We start from the raw sequence: 16,456 nt of genomic DNA on the forward strand, positions 1-16,456 counted from the left end.
CTCCAGCGTCTAAAGCATCGTTCTCCTCATGGTCTTTGAGCTACTTATTGATCGAGTTCATTAACGTGAAGAAATATTCAGGTTGGCCGGTCTTATTGAGCTGATACCATGAATCCAATGTATCCGGTGCAAACACGTCTAATTTTTTCAGCACTTCCCTCGCGAATTCAAGAGGAGCCGTTCCTGATGCAGTAACCAGATTCTCATCAGATACCGCTGGTTCAATCTCATAAAATGGTTCTCCTTTATAATGGGGACAGACCATTTTCATATATGCCAGGTCATTGCTTGTATGCTTTCTTGAATTCAAGTATCCGTTATTCGCCAGTCCCGCAGTTGCGCCGCAAATTGCGGCAACCATCGCGCCAAGCTCTAAAGCTTCGCCGGCCTTTTTTAAGATCGGCTGATGAATCTCTTCTCCCCAAGTATTCCCTCCGGGTAAAATTAAAAGATCCGTACTCGCAAGCGTCCACTCATCAAGTGAGATATCCGGTTTGATGCGCAGCCCTCCCATCGTCGTCACCATTTCTTTAGTCACTCCTATTGTCATGACTTTTAAAGGTGCTGCATCTTTTTTGAAATATCTTCCCGAGTTCAGTTCGGCCATTAAATATCCATATTCCCAATCCGACATTGTAGGAAATGCATAAAGATAAACTGTTTTCGACTGCATCCATAACACTCCAATCTCAATTGATACAGCCTATTATAGTCAAAAACCCTGACAGCTCTTGTCAGGGTAAAGAAAAAATTAAGCTTTCACACAAAAAAGAGCTTGGCCGCATCAGCAGCCAAGCTCTTTTTTATGCTTACTTATTCAAGTTGTAGAAAGATTGAATACCGTGGTATTGAGCAGTTTCAGCCAACTGATCTTCGATGCGAAGAAGCTGGTTGTATTTCGCAACACGGTCCGTACGGGACGGAGCACCTGTTTTGATTTGTCCTGCGTTTGTTGCCACAGCGATGTCAGCGATTGTGCTGTCTTCAGTTTCACCAGAACGGTGAGAGATAACAGCAGTGTAGCCTGCGCGTTTCGCCATTTCGATCGCATCGAATGTTTCAGTCAATGTACCGATTTGGTTTACTTTGATCAGGATAGAGTTGCCGACGCCGTTTTTGATGCCTTCAGCAAGTTTTTTCGTGTTTGTAACGAAAAGGTCATCACCGACAAGCTGAACTTTTGAGCCAAGACGCTCAGTCAGTAGTTTGTGGCCTTCCCAGTCGTTTTCGTCAAGTCCGTCTTCGATAGAGATGATTGGGTATTTAGAAACCATTTCTTCGTACCAGTCAACCATTTCAGCAGATGTTTTCACAACGCCTTCGCCGGACAGATGGTATTTGCCGTCTTCTTTGTTGTAGAACTCAGAAGATGCAGCATCCATAGCCAATTTCACTTCTTCGCCAGGTTTGAAGCCGGCTTTTTCAATCGCTTCAACGATTGTTTGAAGCGCTTCTTCGTTAGAACCAAGGTTTGGAGCGAATCCGCCTTCATCACCTACAGCAGTGTTCATTCCTTTAGCAGAAAGAACTGATTTCAAGCTGTGGAAAATTTGTGCTCCCATGCGAAGTGCTTCGCGGAAGTTTTCCGCACCGACAGGCATGATCATGAATTCTTGAATGTCAACGTTGTTGTCCGCATGCTCTCCGCCGTTTACGATGTTCATCATCGGTACTGGGAGCGTTTTAGAGTTGAATCCTCCAAGGTATTGGTATAGAGGAATCTGTAAGAAATCCGCAGCTGCGCGGGCAACGGCCATTGATACGCCAAGGATGGCGTTGGCGCCGAGCTTGCCTTTATTTTCAGTTCCGTCAAGTTCGATCAGCAATTTGTCGATTGATACTTGCTCTGTCACATCAAAGCCGATAAGCTCAGGTGCGATGATTTCGTTTACGTTGTTAACGGCTGTTAAAACGCCTTTTCCAAGGTAGCGGTCTTTGTCGCCGTCGCGAAGCTCAACAGCTTCGTATTCACCAGTGGAAGCTCCGCTTGGAACAAGCGCGCGTCCAAAAGCTCCTGATTCAGTGTATACTTCAACTTCAACCGTCGGGTTACCGCGGGAGTCTAATACTTCACGTGCATAAACATCAACAATGTATGGCATGTTTGTTTCTCTCCTTTAAAGCTTATTTTTGAATTAATGACGATCCTGTCATTTCTTTCGGTTTTTCAACACCCAGCAAGTCTAAAAGAGTTGGCGCCAGATCCCCGAGGATTCCGCCTTCTCTTAATGTCACGCCTTCTTTTGTGACGATGACAGGAACCGGATTTGTCGTATGTGCGGTGTGCGGCTTGCCTTCTTCGGTAATCAGCACGTCTGCGTTACCGTGGTCGGCCGTAATAATCGCGTGGCCGCCTTTTGCAAGAATCGCATCAACGACTTCGCCGAGGCACTCGTCAACCGCTTCGATTGCTTTGACCGTCGGCTCGACTTTTCCTGAATGTCCGACCATGTCAGGGTTGGCAAAGTTGAGGATGATCGCGTTATGGTTTTCAGCCTCAATTTCTTTGACAAGCGCATCTTTTACTTCATATGCACTCATTTCAGGTTTCAAGTCGTATGTTGCAACTTTAGGCGAGTCGATTAAGATTCGCTCTTCGCCAGGGAATTTCTCTTCGCGTCCGCCGCTCATAAAGAACGTAACGTGCGGATATTTTTCAGTTTCAGCGATGCGAAGCTGCTTCAACCCGTTTTGGGATAAAACTTCGCCGACTGTGTTGTCGAGATTGACCGGTTTGAATGCCACGTATCCGTCAACCGTTTCACTGAAATGTGTCAAGCAGACGAAATGAAGGTTTTTCGGATGCTTGTCTCCGCGGTCGAAATCGCGGAAGTCATCATTGGTGAACGTGTTGGAAATCTGGATCGCCCGGTCAGGTCTGAAGTTGTAGAAAATGACCGCATCGTTGTCCTTGATTGTCGCAACAGGCTCGCCGTTTTCTTTCGTGATGACGGAAGGAATGACGAATTCATCGTAAATTCCGTTTTCATAAGAATCTTTCACGACATCGAGCGGATTTTCATATTTCGGTCCTTCTCCGTATGCCATGGCTCGGTACGCTTTTTCGACGCGGTCCCAGCGCTTGTCTCGGTCCATTGAATAATAGCGGCCTGACAATGTTGCGATCTCGCCGACGCCGATTTCTTCGATTTGCTCCTGAAGCTCTTTGATGTACTTCTCAGCTGTTTGCGGGCCTACATCGCGGCCGTCAAGGAAGCCGTGAATATAGACGTTTTCAACGCCTTCTTTTTTCGCAAGCTTCAAGAGTGCGTACAAATGTTGAATGTGGCTGTGTACTCCGCCGTCAGACAGCAGTCCGAACAAGTGGAGGTTTGTGCCTTTTTCTTTGACGTGTTTCATCGCGTCTAAAAACGTTTCGTTCCGCTCAAATTCGCCTTCACGGATTGCGACGTTGACGCGCGTCAGGCTTTGATAGACGATCCGTCCGGCACCAATGTTCAAGTGGCCGACTTCAGAGTTTCCCATTTGTCCTTCGGGAAGTCCGACCGCTTCGCCTGAAGCTGTCAGCGTCTGATGCGGATACTTGTTCCAATAGCGGTCAAAGTTCGGTTTCTTCGCTTGGGCTACGGCGTTTCCGACTGTTTCGTCCCTTAGTCCAAACCCATCCAAAATGATAAGTGCGGCCAATTTATTACTCATATTGACCTGCCTCCAGTAATTGCACGAAAGACTGCGGCTCAAGGCTTGCTCCGCCGACAAGAGCGCCGTCGATATCGGATTCGGCCATATATTCTTTAATGTTCGCAGGTTTTACGCTTCCGCCGTACTGAATGCGGACGCTGTCTGCTGCAGCTTGTCCGAATTCTGATGCAACGGTTTTGCGGATGTGCGCGCATACTTCGTTTGCATCTTGTGCAGTTGAAGATTTGCCGGTTCCAATCGCCCAGATCGGCTCATAAGCGATCACGGAAGCAGCTACCTGTTCAGTTGTTAAACCTGCAAGTGCTTTTTTCACTTGGTCTGCAACAAGCTCGTTTGTTTTGTTTGCTTCGCGCTCTTCAAGCGTTTCACCTACGCAGATGATCGGCACGATGCCATATTTGAATGCAGCATGCGCTTTTTTGTTGACCGTTTCATCCGTTTCAGCAAACATTTCGCGGCGCTCGGAGTGGCCGATGACGCAGTATTCAACTCCGAGGTCTTTCAAAGCCGCAGGGCTGATTTCACCCGTGAAAGCACCGCTTTCTTCAAAGTGCATGTTTTGCGCGCCGACTTTCAGATCTGTACCTTTAACAGCTGATGCAAGCTTTTCAAGGAACAGTGCAGGCGCACAGACAACAGCTTCTGCTTTATCTGCTGCGGGAATGGAAGATTTCACTTCTTCAACGAAGCTGACAGCTTCTGAAAGCACTTTATTCATCTTCCAGTTACCGGCTATTATTGGTTTTCTCATGTGCTCCACTCCTTATGCTGTATATTTTGCTTACTTGTCGTTCAATGCTTTGACGCCAGGAAGTTCTTTTCCTTCCATAAACTCAAGGGAAGCTCCGCCGCCTGTTGAAATGTGGCTCATTTTGTCAGCAAGGCCGAACTTTTCTACAGCAGCTGCAGAGTCTCCGCCGCCGATGACAGAGTATGTATCTTTTGCCTCTGCTAAAGCTTCAGCGACAGCTTTTGTTCCTTTAGCGAACGCATCGAGTTCGAATACACCCATCGGTCCGTTCCAAACAACAAGCTTGCTGTTTTTAATGACGTCAGCATATGTTTTTCTTGTTTCCTCCCCGATGTCAAGGGCTTCCCAGTCGCTAGGGATTTCGCTGACCGGCACGACTTTCGTGTTGGCGTCGTTTGAGAAATCGTCAGCAACAAGCACGTCTGTAGGCATGTAGAAGTTCACGCCTTTTTCTTTGGCGCGGTCCATGAAAGATTTAGCCAATTCAATTTTATCTTCTTCAAGCAGGGATTTTCCTACTTCATGGCCCAGCGCTTTAACGAACGTGTAAGCAAGACCGCCGCCGATGATCAGGTTGTCTACTTTCTCAAGAAGACTTTCGATCACGCCGATTTTGTCTTTTACTTTTGCGCCGCCGATGATCGCTGTAAACGGACGTTCAGGGTTAGACAGTGCTTTGCCCAGCACTTCAAGCTCTTTTTCCATGAGGAAGCCTGCAACAGCCGGAAGGTGTTCAGCGATACCTGCTGTTGAAGCATGGGCACGGTGAGCCGCTCCGAATGCGTCATTGACATAAACGTCAGCCAGGTCGGCAAACGCTTTAGACAGCTCAGGATCATTCTTTTCTTCTCCCGGATAGAAGCGGACATTTTCCAATACGAGAATATCTCCATCTTTCATTTCGGAAATTTGCGCTTTTACGGCGTCGCCGTAAGCTTCATCCGCTTTTTTCACTTCTTTGCCGATCAGTTCGCCGAGGCGTGCGGCTACCGGCGTTAAGCGAAGCTCTTCTGAAACCTGGCCTTTCGGACGGCCCAAGTGGCTTGCAAGAAGAACTTTCGCTCCCTGCTCTGTTAAGTATTGAATCGTCGGAAGTGCGGCGCGGATTCTCGTATCATCCGTCACTTTTCCGTCCTTCATCGGAACGTTAAAGTCAACACGGCAGAAAACAACACGGCCTTTTACATCAATGTCTTTTACTGATTTTTTGTTCATGGCTTTTAGGAGATCCTCCTTTTAATGTTTTACAAGCCTGAAAACGGAAATCCCCGGGCGGCTTAATTGGCGCCGATATGGAAAAAGGGAAAGGGAGTGTGTGTCCCCTTCCCTTGTCCGCTTTCATTATAGCGCTTCTCTCATCAAGAACCAAGTCTGATTCTGGTTTCCGGATTAAAGACCTTGTTTTGCGATGTAAGCGGCAAGGTCAACTACACGGTGAGAATATCCGCTTTCGTTGTCATACCAAGAAATAACTTTAACCATGCTGCCTTCCATAACCATTGTAGAAAGAGCATCGATTGTAGAAGAGTTTGCATTGCCGTTGTAGTCTTTAGAAACAAGCGGCTCTTCGCTGTAGCCAAGAACGCCTTGAAGTTCGCCTTCTGCTGCTTCTTTAAACGCTGCGTTTACTTCTTCTGCTGTTACTTCTTTGTCAAGTTCAGCAACCAGGTCAACAAGTGATACGTTTGGTGTTGGAACACGCATTGCTCCGCCGTTCAGTTTTCCTTTCAATTCAGGAAGTACAAGAGAAACGGCTTTCGCTGCACCAGTTGTTGTAGGAATGATGCTTTCAGCTGCCGCACGCGCACGACGGTAGTCTTTGTGCGGAAGATCCAGGATTTGCTGATCGTTTGTGTAAGAGTGAACAGTTGTCATCATACCGCGTTTGATGCCGAATTTGTCGTTCAGAACTTTTGCAAACGGCGCAAGGCAGTTTGTTGTGCAAGATGCGTTAGAGATTACATCGTGGTTAGCCGCATCGTATTTATCTTCGTTAACACCCATAACGATTGTAATATCTTCTTCACTCGCAGGAGCTGAGATGATAACTTTTTTCGCACCGGCTTCCAAATGTTTCGCCGCGTCTGCGCGTTTTGTGAAGAAACCAGTAGATTCAACTACGATTTCAACGCCTTGTTTGCCCCAGCTAAGTTTAGAAGGATCGCGCTCTGCTGTAACTTGGATTGTTTGACCGTTAACAACTAGGTTGTTTCCGTCAACAGAAACCTCTGCGTCCAATTTTCCGTGTACTGAATCATATTGTAATAGGTGAGCAAGCATGTTAGCGTCTGTCAAATCGTTAACTGCTACAACCTCAACTTCAGGATTATTTAATGCTGCGCGGAATACATTGCGTCCAATACGACCAAAACCATTAATACCGACTTTTACTGCCATGATGATTTCCTCCTTTAAGTAAATAAGAGATATTTAATTTATATTGAGGGAAGAAGCTTCCCTTAATAACTGTTTCGCGGCTCCTTCATCAGTGATCAAAACCGTGTTGCGCGGCTTTTTGAAGTACGCCTCTATCGCGTCCGCTTTTGACGAGCCTCCCGCCACCGCAATGATGTTCGGGATTGAATCAAGATCTTCGAGCTGGATGCCAACGCTGTGCACTTTGTGAATGACTTCTCCGTGGCGGTCGAAATAGTAGCCGAACGCTTCTGCAACCGCCTCATTTTCTTCTATTTTCTTCAAATCTTCCTTCGGTGTATTTCTTCGTTCTGCCATTGTTTTAGCATCCCCGATTCCATGGATCACCATACTGGACGATTGAATTGTCTGAAGCACTTCTTTAATAGAAGGCTCTTCAATGATAGAAGAATATGCTTCTTTGCTCAGCTCACCCGGCACAAATAACAGTCTGTATGTACCGGAAGCTTTTTCAGCCATATGGGCGCAAATCGTATTGGCCTGATTCCTGACGTTTTCGCCGAGCCCGCCTCTTGCCGGAACAAAAAGCAGCTTGCGGTTTTTCGAGTCAGGCGTCATCATTTCTGCCACGGCCTCAAGCGTCGTACCTCCGGTTACGGCGACGATATTTTCCCCCGTAAACCTGTTTTTCATGCATGCGACGGCCGCTCTCCCCATCTCTTTTTTGACCCATGGGGACTGGTCGCTGTCTCCCGATACAATGATGACTTCGTCGAGGTTCAACCTCTCTTTTAATGTATTTTCCAAATGGGTTAAACCTAAAACGTCCTTCATCGTATCTTCGAGAACTTTCAGCAGGTTGGATCCTTCAAGTGTCAATATCATGCCGGTTGTTTTAATCTCTAGTAGATTTTGTTCTTTTAAAAACTGAACCTCCGCCCTTAAAATCCGCTCGCTGATGCCGAGACTGGCGGCAAGGCTTCTTCTGCCGATCGGTTCAGTCAGCCTTATGTACTGCAAAATTTTGTACCTTTTCTGCATGACATCGAGAAGATCCGGCAATAATTTTTTTTGAGCCTGTATTAGTTGATTCATGCCAAAACGTTCCTTTCATCTCGTCCTGGACAAATAATGTCCCGTAGTGACTGAAAACGTCCCACCTCAGCCAAAAAAAATTGCTCCTGCTTACATTCCTTATTGTAACAGGGTTAAAATGTTTATTCAACTGTTAAGAATCAATTCATCGACAACATTCGCGCGAATGTTCACACATCTGTATTAATTATTGTCCCTGTTGATTTCTATACTATACATATTTCATGAAAATTGTGCCTCAATGAAAAAAACCTATGAATGCCATTGCGTATTACGGACCGGAAATATTCAAAATGAATCTGGCTGTCCAACGTTCTGGGACGTTTGAATGGGGTGTAATACCGGATGGTGGTCGATGCTCGCGTACGGTATGGTACCGTCCCTCATCTTCGTCTATTTTCAAAAATAAATATATTGCTAAAGTACGTACTCAAAAAAAAAGCAACGGGCGGTTTTTCCGTTCCGTTGCTTTGTTGCCGTTTATCCATTTTTCCAGACATCAGCAATGATTTCAAACGAGCGAAGTCTATCAGCATGGTCAAACGTTTCTGAATTGATCATGATCTCGTCCGCCTGAGTCGTACGGATGAATTCTTCAAGCTTTTCTTTCACACTGTCCGGCCCGCCGATGATCGTTGAGCTGAGCTGCTCATTCACCATCGCTTTTTCACGCGGCGTCCAAATCTGATCCATATCATCTACAGGCGGCTTAAGCTGAGTCGGGGCGCCGCGGACAAGATCCAAAAACTTCTGATAGTGCGATGTTGCAAGGCGCTGCGCTTGCGCGTCTGTATCGGCTGCGATCACGGTCACCCCGACCATCGCATAAGGCTCCTCCAAGACGCCCGGCTTAAACGAACTGCGGTACAGTTCCAAAGCAGGCAGCGTATTGGCCGGCGAAAAATGAGCCGCAAATGCAAACGGCAAACCGAGTTCCCCGGCAAGCCGGGCGCTGAATCCGCTTGAACCGAGAAGCCAAATCGGCACATCAAGCCCTTCGCCCGGTATGGCGCGCACGTGATTTCTTACATTGCCGGACGGCTTAAAATACTGGCGGAGTTCTTCAAGCTGCTCGGGAAAATCCTCCCCGCTGCTTATATTTCTTCTTAATGCGCGGGCGGTTAATTGATCCGTACCCGGAGCGCGCCCCAGTCCTAAATCGATTCTGCCTGGATAAAGGGATTCAAGCGTTCCGAACTGTTCGGCGATAACGAGCGGGGAATGGTTCGGCAGCATAATCCCTCCCGAACCGATGCGCATCTTCTTGGTGCCCCCGGCGATATAACCGATCAAAACAGAGGTAGCCGAGCTCGCAACGCCTTCGATATTATGGTGTTCAGCCAGCCAGAACCTGTGGTATCCCCATCTTTCGGCATGCTGCGCCAAATCCATAGATTGTTTAAAAGATTGTCCCGCATCTCCGCCTTGTACGATAGGAGACAGATTTAATACGGAATACTTCGTATTTTTGAAATGCTGTTTTGACATTGTCTTTCCTTCTTCCTGAAGTGTAGTGGTCATGTAATTAGACGATAACATAATCGTTCAGGTGAATAAAAGAAATTAGTTCGAAAAAAATCGAACTAATGTGTTAAAAGCTTGCCTCCCTGCGGAGGCAAGCCTTTTTTTAAGAAGCGGACGTTTGGCCGGCTGTCTGGTTCCTTCCTTTAAAGAAATAAGCAGCGCTAATGAGCAGATAGATTCCCGCCGTCACCAATGTAATGACAATCGATGTGGTCAGGATGACACCGATCAGTATCGCTGTCAGTGAAATGATTGCCAGCCAAGTCGTATAAGGGAACCATTTGACATAGTAGCCGTTCCCCGCTGTTTGATTCCGTTTCCTCGATTTTAAATGGGCAGCGGCAATCAGCATCCAGATCACAAGGACGGTATAGCCGAGAGACCCCATCAAATATTCAAACGTTTGGCTGCCGGCAAACAGTGAAAACAATACGCCCAAGTATAAGAAAGAAGTACATAATAGAATCGAATAAACCGGCACTTTTCTCACGGAAAGTCTCGAAAAGATTTTCGGCATTCTTCCGTCTGATGCCTGTGTATACATTATTCGGGAGGCGCCGTAAAGCCCTGAGTTCATCGAAGAAATGACCGCCAGTAAAATGACCGCATTCATCAAATGATCCGCTCCGGGAATGCCGATCATCTTAAAGACCATAACAAAAGGACTCTCCGACACACCGTTGACTTGATTCCATGGAATCAAGCTGACGATCACGAAAAACGGCAGAAGATAAAAAGCAATAATGCGCGTCAACGTTCCACGCACGGCTTTAGGCACGACCTTCTCAGGGTTTTTGGTTTCCGCCAGTGTCACCCCGATAATTTCGGTTCCGCCATAGGAATAGATCACAACTAGCATGGCTGTAATCAGCCCTCCGGCGCCATTCGGGAAGAAGCCGCCATGGTCTGTCAAATGAGTAAAACCAACAGCTGAGTGTTGTCCAAAAGAGAAAAATAACAAGATAAATCCGGATATAATAAAGACGACAATCACTGTGATTTTAATAAGGGCAAGCCAGTATTCCGTCTCGGCAAAGCTTTTGACAGAAAGCAAATTCACGCTCGTAATGACGAGTGAAACGAACAGCGCCAGCACCCAGATCGGCAGCCCCGGCAGCCAGTACTGCAAAAATATCGCGGCGACAACAGCCTCTGCCGCAATATTGAGAACCCACATTTTCCAGTATATCCAGTCTAAAAAATAAGCGGCATACGGCCCTAATATTGATTGAACAAGATCCCTGAATGTTCTGGCTTCACTGTTTCGGACAGCCATCTCGGCAAGCCCCTGCATGATAAACAGCAAAATCACGCCGCCGATCAAGTAGGCGATCATGACCGAAGGCCCCGCCAAATCGATCGCTTTGCTGCTTCCTTTAAATAATCCTGCTCCAATGGCTCCGCCCAATGCCATCATCATAATATGCCGCGATGTCATTGTGCGCTCGAGCTTCTGCATGTCTTTCTCCATCTATGTTCACTTCCTCTAGTAAAATGAAAAAAGCTCACCGTCTCCCTCTTCGATTTGAAGATAAAGAGACGATGAGCTTTGAAGCTTACCGCGGTACCACTCTTTTTGATTCTATGCCAAGAATCCAGCTTTGCGATGCACAGCCATGCTGTGCAAACCTGTTAACGAAGGTTAATCGTAATGTCCTCAGGAATTGATGTCCGTCCTTTAGCCAGTCCACTCCCGGGCGAGTTCAAAGGTTCATTGGTCTGCGTCGCACCTACCCACAGCTCTCTTTGCCAATGCCGATCTTTTACTGCTCCCGTTCATTGTGTTTTCTTCTGCCTGAAATATATTCATATAATATACGTGCCGATCTTGACTTTGTCAACATCAAATCCACTGCCAAAAAATAAAAATTAAAATTTTTCTCTTTTTTCAAGGAAAATCGCCTTTCCCATTGGAAAATACAAGGGAAGATATGCACAACTTTCATAATGATGGAGCATTCCCCAGAAGAGGGAAATATAAAAATCGGCGAATTTCCCCCGAAAAAAATAGTTAAATTGAAATATTATTCAAACTTTACAAAATATTTTAACAATGATAGAGTGTGAACCGAATCATCACTTCAGCTAAAGGAGGAAGAGAACGTGAAAAAACTTTCGTTTATGGTGATCTTGTCCGTATTGACGCTCGTCTTTGGTTCATCGTCCGTAAGCTTTGCGAAAAACATTCCTGAAGACAGATATACAACACCTACAGATGCTGAATTTAGCCAGATGAAAGAGATTTTAAACGACGCTGATATTGAAACCGGCAATTTGCAGAAGGATTACGGCGTGATTGTCAATGATCCCGCTGAAAAAGTCGGCGTCATATCAGACATCCCCGCCGAAAAAGACGACTGGAGCCATGTCAGCTTCCATTCCTACTATGTCGACCTCAACAGCAACACTCTTATCGCTGATGTTCAATTTGAATTCACACAAAACGATGACGGCACTTCGGAAACCGAGTACAAAAACGTAACAAACGGAGGCAGGTATTTCGTCAAGATGGACCAAGACGGAAATGTCATTGATGAAGAAACGACCGGCGACATGTCGATTTTGGGGAAATACTAGAAACCGAGCGCCCCTTATGGAAAACGCCTTTATTCAAAGGCGTTTCAGATTGTTGACAAAATCCCAAAGCGACTTTTTGTTTTGGGATTTTGTCATCCTTTCAGCGTGATTGAAAAACCTTGCAGTCTAGGAAGGCCGAGCATCGGAGCGCAGCGAATGTTGGGATTCGTGAGCACCGACGCGCAGGCCTGACAACGAATGCGAGGGTTTGTCGACACGCTGAAACGCCTTTATTCAAAGGCGTTTTTTTGTTCGGGCATTTAATAGATCTATCCATTGACGCCATTCGCATCTGCAAGACTAAAGGCATGATGCCCGAACAGATCCGGGTTCATTCCTATCAAATTCTTTCTGTCAAGAAACAACGCGTTCCTCAGAGCTGTCCAAAAAGATGTCTTCAAGCGACGGTTCATCGACGTGAATTCTGTAGATTCCCACTTTGCAGTTCGTTAATACTCTGACAATGGCGGGAATTTTTTCTTCTGAATTGACGGTGATCGAAATCTCGTGGTGATTGAATTGAACGTTTTCACCAGCTGACTCAAGAAAACGGTCGATCAGGCCGAAATGCTGATCGGGAATAGTCGAATGGCGAATGTGAACGCTTATGTTCGACATGAAATGCCTCCTTAATTCATCGAGCGTGCCTTCTATTAAAATGCGGCCGTTTTTCATGATGGCGATTCGCGTACAGATTTTCTCTATCTCATGCAGGTTGTGTGATGTCATAAATACCGTCTTACCTTCTTTTTGCAAATCCATAATCAGCTTTTGAATGTGCAGGGCCGATTCGGCATCGACACCTGATGTCGGTTCATCCAAAAAGATGAGCTCGGGGTCGTGGATGATCGCCTGGGCGATGCCGAGCTTTTTTTTCATACCGAATGAATAGGCGCCCGATTTTTTTTCAGCATGCTCAGTGAACCCAACTCTCTCTAAGACTTCTTCGCACCGCTCAGTCGATACGGCTTGTCCGTTCAGCTTTGCAAAATACTTCAAATGCCCGACTGCTGTCATTGAATCATAGAGGGTCAAATAATCAGGTAAAACGCCGATGCGATGCTTGACGTTTTCAATCGAAGCATCATTTAACAGCAGAAAACTGCCGGCTGTCGGCTCGATAATGCCTGTGATCATATTCATGAACGTAGATTTCCCCGCACCGTTACGGCCGAGGAAACCGTAAATCTCTCCTTTTTCGACTTGGAGGTCGACATGATTGACGACGGTTTTAGCCCCGTAGCTTTTCATCAGCCCTTTTGCCTCGATCACCACATCCATTATAAATCTCTCCTTTTAAACAAAACGATCGCACCGCAAAGAACGATGGCCGCGTAGACAAAGTTGATGAAAACAAAAGAACCGCCCAGCACGGAGTAATAGTACGGTGTTAAATATTTAAACCAGGTGATCATGCCGTTCTCTGAATAAACAGTCCATAAGCTGACCGCGGGAAAGACGAGCGCAAACACGATTCCGAAAAACATGGACATGGCGGGCCTTGAAATCACGATTGAAAATAAAAGGTTCAAAGAGATTGCAGCTGTAAGAAACGCCATGCTGTCTGCATAACTCATCCATAAAAACTCTTTTGAGGCGATCATCACCAAGGTGTACGAAACGAGCATGCAGAAAAACCAAAACAGCCAGACGCCAAAAAACTTTCCCAGAATGATCTTGATCCGCGACGTTTTCGTCACAAGAAATCTGACCGTCCGGGCATGGACTTCGCGGTTGATCATGTCATGAGAAAGTCCAGCGATAAACAGGAAACCGAGAGCGAAAACAATAACGGCCGTTCCGATTGCGTTTGCATCGCTTCCTAAATCCAATTCGCGCACGAAGTCCGCAGGCGCCTGTTCGATCAATCCTGCAGTCTTATAGCTCACCCAAAACATAATAATAATGACAATAATCGACTTGATGCTTTTAAAAAGACTGATAAATTCATTCAGACATACCGCCCGCATACGAGTCACTCCTTCACTATTCTCCATTATAGTGAGTGAACATTATCGGGAAATAATCTTATCCTTAACATTACCTTAAATTTTAATAGGCTATTTCTTACAGGGGTGTTTCCGAGAATCATAAATGAGATGCAAGTGGCTTGAACCAGCGGCAGAAATGGGGATACAGAGCCGGAAAACTGATAAAAATACCATTTTAATATAACAAGTTCCGCTATTTTATAACCGGCCAAAAAAGTGGAATGATGCGGAAAATCGGGATATGCCGGAATTGTCATATCGCTAAATAAAAAAAGATTAGCTCTGCATGAGGCTAATCTTTTTGTTATCGTCTAATTACCGGTCAGTCACGACAATATATGCCGCTTTTACCGGGCCGTGGACACCGACTACAAGGTCCATTTCGATGTCGGCTGAATTGCTCGGTCCAGTGACATAGTTGATGCAGGACGGGATGACGTCGCCGTCTGCAACCTTTTGTTTGATCATTGCGCTTGCCTGTGTCATCCGCGGGACGATGGTGCTTTTCGGGACGATCGCGATATATGTCGTCGGCAGCAAGCTGACAGATCGTCCTTTGTCTTTTGAACTGAAGAGGACGACCGTTCCGGATTCAGCAAGCGTGATCTCGCTGAATGTCACGCCGATGTTAGCCTGTTCGGCCCGCTGGATATTTTCATCTCCGGCCGCTGCATTCCATTCCCACACTTTTGTCCCCTCATTCGGCCACTTGTCTGTTAACAGGCCTGACAGTCCGTACTCTTTAAAACGGTCATCTTTCGGAATGATGACAGGCCCGCCTCCAAATCGTGATGCTTGTTCATACAAGGCATCATGCAAGCCGATAATATCCGTTTCAATCAGCTCCGTATGAATCTTTCGGCAGTGGTCCTTTAAGACGCCGACAAGCTCATCCTGTGTATAGCCTTGATATACCCGGTGCTGCGGCTGATACGTATAATCGGGAACGGTGACACCTGCCGAACGCCTGTTGCGGCCGAGCCTTTCCGCAATCCGGTTTAAAAAGCCGTCTTTATTTTGGATTGTTCCGTTTGTCATCTGTCTTCCCCTTTCTCTTTCCGTCTGTCCTCAAACCAGTCGCGGAACCTTGACTTGTTCGGCGCGGGGAAGTCGCGAATCTGGGTCCACTGTTTTAACGGACCCGGTCCCTTTGTTATTTTGCCGTCTTCGTTAAACGGCTTCATGGCTGCCGGCGCCCATTTGGAGCCCATTTTATATAGAGATGGCGCAGAAGTTCCCAAGCCGAACGCTTTCATCGCGAGCTTCTCGGATATCGGTGCGCGCCCTTCTTTTTCAACGATGCGCTGCCGGTGCTTCAGAAGCAGTTCGTGAAGCGGGATTTTTACCGGACATGCTTCAGAGCATGCCGCACATAACGAAGAGGCGTACGGCAGTTCTTTATAATCGTCATATCCGCCGAGCAGCGGCGACAATACGGCTCCGATCGGGCCTGAATAGATCGAACCGTAAGAATGCCCGCCGACATGGCGGTATACGGGACAAACATTGATGCAGGCCGCACAGCGGATGCATTGGAGGACGGATTGAAACTCCGTTCCGAGAATGTTCGAACGCCCGTTGTCAATGATGACGAGGTGAAACTCTTCGGGTCCGTCCGCTTCACCGGGCAGCCGCGGCCCTGTCAGCGCCGTGATATAGCTTGTCAGCCGCTGTCCAACCGCGCTTCTTGTGAGCATGCCGACGAGAACCTCAAACTCGTCGAATGAAGGGACGATCCGCTCCATCCCCATCACGGTAATCTGCGTCTTCGGAACGGTCGTGACGAGACGTCCGTTTCCCTCGTTTGTGACAAGGCTGACAGACCCCGTATCGGCAATCGCAAAATTGCAGCCCGTAATGCCGATGTCAGCCTCGAGAAATTTCTTTCTGAGCACGGCGCGCGCATGCATGACAAGCTCTTCCGGCTTTTCGGTGTTGCGGTAGCCGATCCGCTCTTTGAAGACGTCGCGGATTTGCTCTTTGTTTTTATGCAAAGCAGGTGCGACGATATGTGACGGCGGATCATGATCATCGATTTGGAGGATGTATTCGCCCAAATCGGTTTCGACCACTTCGCAGCCGTCGCGTTCAAGCGCCTCGTTCATGTTGATTTCTTCGGTCACCATTGATTTTGATTTCACGATTTTTTTGCCGTTTTTCTTTTTCACGACATCGCGGATATAGCCTGTCGCTTCTTCAGCCGTCTGTGCAAAGAATACGTGCCCGCCTTTTTTGGCGACATTTTCGGCGAGCTGTTCTAGGTAGTAGTCCAGGTTTTCGAGCACGTGCTGCCTGATTTCCTCGGCCTGAGACCGCCATTCTTCCCAGTTCCCGAGCTCTTCCGCCGCCTCAAGACGGCGCGCTCTCAAGCGCTCCTGCGCACTTGAAACAGCCCCCCTCATAAACTCGTTTTCGAGCCCGTCTGATACGCGCTCTTTAAATTTCTGCGTTCCGATCTTCATTGCCATAACGAATGTCC

Annotated in this window: 14 protein-coding genes, 1 pseudogene and 1 other annotated feature; of the genes and pseudogenes, 2 read left to right on the forward strand and 13 right to left on the reverse strand. The window is 47.0% G+C overall.

What is annotated here, in order from left to right:
• Positions 1 to 40: 40 nt before the first annotated feature.
• The 7 genes from MHH76_RS18195 to MHH76_RS18225 form a co-directional block, all read right to left on the reverse strand.
• Positions 41 to 673: a type 1 glutamine amidotransferase family protein gene (locus MHH76_RS18195; protein ID WP_025810744.1), complete on the reverse strand. Its 633-nt coding sequence runs from the start codon at positions 671 to 673 to the stop codon at positions 41 to 43.
• Positions 674 to 809: 136 nt separating this feature from the next.
• Positions 810 to 2,102: a phosphopyruvate hydratase gene (eno, locus tag MHH76_RS18200; RefSeq protein ID WP_020453001.1), complete on the reverse strand. Its 1,293-nt coding sequence runs from the start codon at positions 2,100 to 2,102 to the stop codon at positions 810 to 812.
• 22 nt (positions 2,103 to 2,124) lie between these two features.
• Positions 2,125 to 3,660, reverse strand: a complete 1,536-nt coding sequence (gene gpmI / locus MHH76_RS18205; RefSeq protein ID WP_020453002.1) for a 2,3-bisphosphoglycerate-independent phosphoglycerate mutase — start codon at positions 3,658 to 3,660, stop codon at positions 2,125 to 2,127.
• Positions 3,653 to 4,414 carry a triose-phosphate isomerase gene (gene tpiA, locus MHH76_RS18210; protein WP_020453003.1) on the reverse strand — a complete coding sequence of 254 codons (762 nt, stop codon included), beginning with the start codon at positions 4,412 to 4,414 and terminating at the stop codon, positions 3,653 to 3,655. Before tpiA ends, gpmI begins: the two co-directional genes overlap by 8 nt.
• A gap of 30 nt (positions 4,415 to 4,444) precedes the next feature.
• Positions 4,445 to 5,629, reverse strand: a complete 1,185-nt coding sequence (locus tag MHH76_RS18215; protein ID WP_020453004.1) for a phosphoglycerate kinase — start codon at positions 5,627 to 5,629, stop codon at positions 4,445 to 4,447.
• 174 nt (positions 5,630 to 5,803) lie between these two features.
• Positions 5,804 to 6,811, reverse strand: coding sequence for a type I glyceraldehyde-3-phosphate dehydrogenase (gap, locus tag MHH76_RS18220; protein WP_020453005.1), 1,008 nt, complete (start codon positions 6,809 to 6,811; stop codon positions 5,804 to 5,806).
• A gap of 33 nt (positions 6,812 to 6,844) precedes the next feature.
• Positions 6,845 to 7,885, reverse strand: a complete 1,041-nt coding sequence (locus MHH76_RS18225) for a sugar-binding transcriptional regulator (protein WP_020453006.1) — start codon at positions 7,883 to 7,885, stop codon at positions 6,845 to 6,847.
• A 287-nt stretch (positions 7,886 to 8,172) separates the two neighbouring features.
• On the opposite strand from MHH76_RS18225, the pseudogene MHH76_RS18230 reads away from it, so the two are divergent.
• Positions 8,173 to 8,276, forward strand: a pseudogene (locus tag MHH76_RS18230) (hypothetical protein); the annotation flags it as partial.
• A gap of 89 nt (positions 8,277 to 8,365) precedes the next feature.
• Here MHH76_RS18230 and MHH76_RS18235 read toward each other — a convergent pair.
• On the reverse strand, positions 8,366 to 9,373 hold the full coding sequence (locus tag MHH76_RS18235) for an LLM class flavin-dependent oxidoreductase (protein WP_020453007.1): 1,008 nt from the start codon (positions 9,371 to 9,373) through the stop codon (positions 8,366 to 8,368).
• Between the two features lie 139 nt (positions 9,374 to 9,512).
• Positions 9,513 to 10,880 (reverse strand): amino acid permease, encoded by a 1,368-nt coding sequence (locus MHH76_RS18240; RefSeq protein ID WP_020453008.1) that lies wholly within the window; start codon positions 10,878 to 10,880, stop codon positions 9,513 to 9,515.
• Positions 10,881 to 10,941: 61 nt separating this feature from the next.
• Positions 10,942 to 11,198 (reverse strand) — a binding site (T-box leader).
• A gap of 314 nt (positions 11,199 to 11,512) precedes the next feature.
• Here MHH76_RS18240 and MHH76_RS18245 point away from each other — a divergent pair.
• Positions 11,513 to 11,986, forward strand: a complete 474-nt coding sequence (locus MHH76_RS18245) for a hypothetical protein (protein ID WP_025810743.1) — start codon at positions 11,513 to 11,515, stop codon at positions 11,984 to 11,986.
• 354 nt (positions 11,987 to 12,340) lie between these two features.
• On the opposite strand, the gene MHH76_RS18250 is transcribed toward MHH76_RS18245, so the two are convergent.
• From MHH76_RS18250 to MHH76_RS18265, 4 genes are all read right to left on the reverse strand, one after another.
• Complete coding sequence (locus MHH76_RS18250) at positions 12,341 to 13,267, reverse strand: ABC transporter ATP-binding protein (RefSeq protein WP_023856326.1); 927 nt, start codon at positions 13,265 to 13,267, stop codon at positions 12,341 to 12,343.
• Positions 13,267 to 13,956 (reverse strand): ABC transporter permease subunit, encoded by a 690-nt coding sequence (locus MHH76_RS18255; RefSeq protein WP_020453011.1) that lies wholly within the window; start codon positions 13,954 to 13,956, stop codon positions 13,267 to 13,269. The genes MHH76_RS18250 and MHH76_RS18255 overlap by 1 nt, the downstream gene beginning before the upstream one ends.
• Positions 13,957 to 14,292: 336 nt before the next feature.
• Entirely contained in the window at positions 14,293 to 15,015 is a 723-nt protein-coding gene (locus tag MHH76_RS18260; protein WP_025810742.1) for a lactate utilization protein C, read from the reverse strand.
• Positions 15,012 to 16,445, reverse strand: coding sequence for a LutB/LldF family L-lactate oxidation iron-sulfur protein (locus MHH76_RS18265; RefSeq protein ID WP_025810741.1), 1,434 nt, complete (start codon positions 16,443 to 16,445; stop codon positions 15,012 to 15,014). The genes MHH76_RS18260 and MHH76_RS18265 overlap by 4 nt, the downstream gene beginning before the upstream one ends.
• Between the last annotated feature and the right edge of the window lie 11 nt (positions 16,446 to 16,456).

The sequence above is a fragment of the Bacillus sp. FSL L8-0193 genome (assembly GCF_037976065.1).
Lineage (GTDB): Bacteria > Bacillota > Bacilli > Bacillales > Bacillaceae > Bacillus > Bacillus paralicheniformis.